Annotated in this window: 2 protein-coding genes; both read right to left on the reverse strand. The window is 29.2% G+C overall.

All coding sequences use genetic code 11. From position 1 onward, the window contains the following. Positions 1–315: 315 nt before the first annotated feature. On the reverse strand, positions 316–1,281 hold the full coding sequence (gene bioB, locus ACQRC6_RS09690) for a biotin synthase BioB (RefSeq protein WP_427848738.1): 966 nt from the start codon (positions 1,279–1,281) through the stop codon (positions 316–318). Between the two features lie 61 nt (positions 1,282–1,342). Next, positions 1,343–1,984: a tRNA (guanosine(46)-N7)-methyltransferase TrmB gene (trmB, locus tag ACQRC6_RS09695; RefSeq protein WP_427848739.1), complete on the reverse strand. Its 642-nt coding sequence runs from the start codon at positions 1,982–1,984 to the stop codon at positions 1,343–1,345. Between the last annotated feature and the right edge of the window lie 84 nt (positions 1,985–2,068).

Below are 2,068 nucleotides of genomic sequence, written 5' to 3' on the forward strand. Positions count from 1 at the left end.
ATCTTCACACTATTTAATTATCATGTTTCTCGCTACCTTTTGAAGTAGCTTATTTATTGTACTCTTGTAATGATTTTTTGTCAAGTATTTTTTTACATTTTTTTCAAATGCTTTTTACTCAACTTTTACAAAAGCTTGCTGTATTTGTGATACAACTATTATAGTTTATCATCATGTTTTTTTAATGTCAACTGTTTTTTTATTTTTTATCTTAATTTTTTAAAAAAATAACAGCTGCATTTATTACAGCTGTTATATGTTACTACTTTTATTTTTTTCTGTCAAGCATTTTATTATAAATATTTGCTAAATTTTTTACACCGCTTTTACATTATATTTTAACTCTTTAAATCTTTCCATGTCATCTTCTATGCTTATTCCCTTTGTTGTTAGAAGTACACCTGAGATTGCAGCATTTGCTCCTGATTTTAGTGCAGATGTGCCAAAGTCTTCCATTAATGCTCTCCCTCCAGCTAATCTAATTAAAGCTTTTGGAAGAATAAATCTAAATGTAGCACAAGTTCTGTTTACTTCTTCCATAGAAAGTGGTTTGTTATTTTCTAATGGTGTGTTTTTTATCGGGTTAAGTAAATTTACTGGAACGGAGTGAACTTTTAATTTTCTTAACTCTAATGCCATGTCAATTCTGTCTTCAAAGTCTTCTCCAAGTCCTATTAATCCGCCAGAACATATTTCCATCCCTGCTTTTTGCGCAGCTTTGATTGTTTCAATTTTCTGATCATAAGTATGTGTTGTACATATTTCTCGAAAAAATTTTCTTGATGTTTCAAGGTTATTGTGTACCCTCTTTATTCCTGCATCTTTTAGTTTTTCAAAGGATTCTTCAGAAATTATCCCACCTGATATGCATACTTTAATTTCTGGTACTTTTTCATATATTTTTCTCGTAATACTGCATATTTTATCTATATCTTTTGGAGTTAGTCCCTTTCCGCTCGCTACCATTGAGTATCTTGGAATACCTCTGCTATATTTATCTATTGCATCATTTACAATTGTTTCTTCATCTAATAGATCGTATTCTTTTATATTTGTGTTGTAATGTGCTGACTGCGCACAAAATTTACAATTTTCAGAACACCTTCCGCTTTTTGCATTTATTATGGTACAAACATCAAAGTTATTGCCACAAAAGTATTCCCTAAGTTCGTCAGCAGCTTCTGTTAGTTTATTATAATCGCTATTATAAACTTCAATCGCTTCATCTCTTGTTATAACATATCCATTTTTTACTTTTTCTTTTAATTCAATAATATCCATCTCTTCAGCTCCTGAAGTAATTATATATTTTGCATGGTTTATTGTCAATCAAAAGTAAATATTAGTTAACATAATGTTCGAACACACCAAATTTTATTTTTTGATTCAACTTTCTAAATTTTCTTTCATATTCTGTTACTATATTTTGTGGATACTTATCAAGCTTCATGTCAAAATCTTCTATTAATGTAGAAAATCCACAGTCCCTAAAGTAATCAAGACTCTCTTCGAATAGTTCCAAGTCATCTGTCTTAAAATATATTTGTGATTTTGGTTTTAATATTATTTTATATTTTTCCAAAAATCTTGGAAAAGTAAGTCTTCTCTTTTTGTGTTTTAGCTTTGGCCAAGGATTACAAAAATTTATGTAAATTCTGCTTATCTCGCCTTTGTCAAAATAATCCAAAATATTTTCCGCATTTATCGGCATTGCTCTCACATTAGTTAGCTCTTCATCTAAAATTTTTCTAGTTGCATAAATAAGGGCATTAGTTTCAATGTCCACCATTATATAATTTATATTTTTATTCTTCTTTGCTGACTCTATAGTAAAGGTACCCTTTCCTGCGCCTATTTCAAGATAAATTGGATTGTCGTTACCGAAAACCTCACTCCATTTTCCTTTATTTTCTTGTCCATTGAAAAATACATAAGGATTTTCACGCATTTCAGGAATTGCAAAATGTTTTTTTCTAAGTCTCATAATACTCTCCTTTTTTTGCTTTAAGCATTATAACACAAGTTATACAACTGTCAATAAGTCTTATGATTTTTATCAAATTTTATT

Origin of the sequence: Peptoniphilus sp. SGI.035 (assembly GCF_050315115.1) — a bacterium.
Lineage (GTDB): Bacteria > Bacillota > Clostridia > Tissierellales > Peptoniphilaceae > Peptoniphilus_A.

Excerpts from the sequence above, each read along its gene's own strand:
- bioB (WP_427848738.1), bottom strand. The coding sequence starts at position 1,281 with ATGGATATTATTGAATTAAAAGAAAAAGTAAAAAATGGATATGTTATA.
- trmB (WP_427848739.1), bottom strand. The coding sequence starts at position 1,984 with ATGAGACTTAGAAAAAAACATTTTGCAATTCCTGAAATGCGTGAAAAT.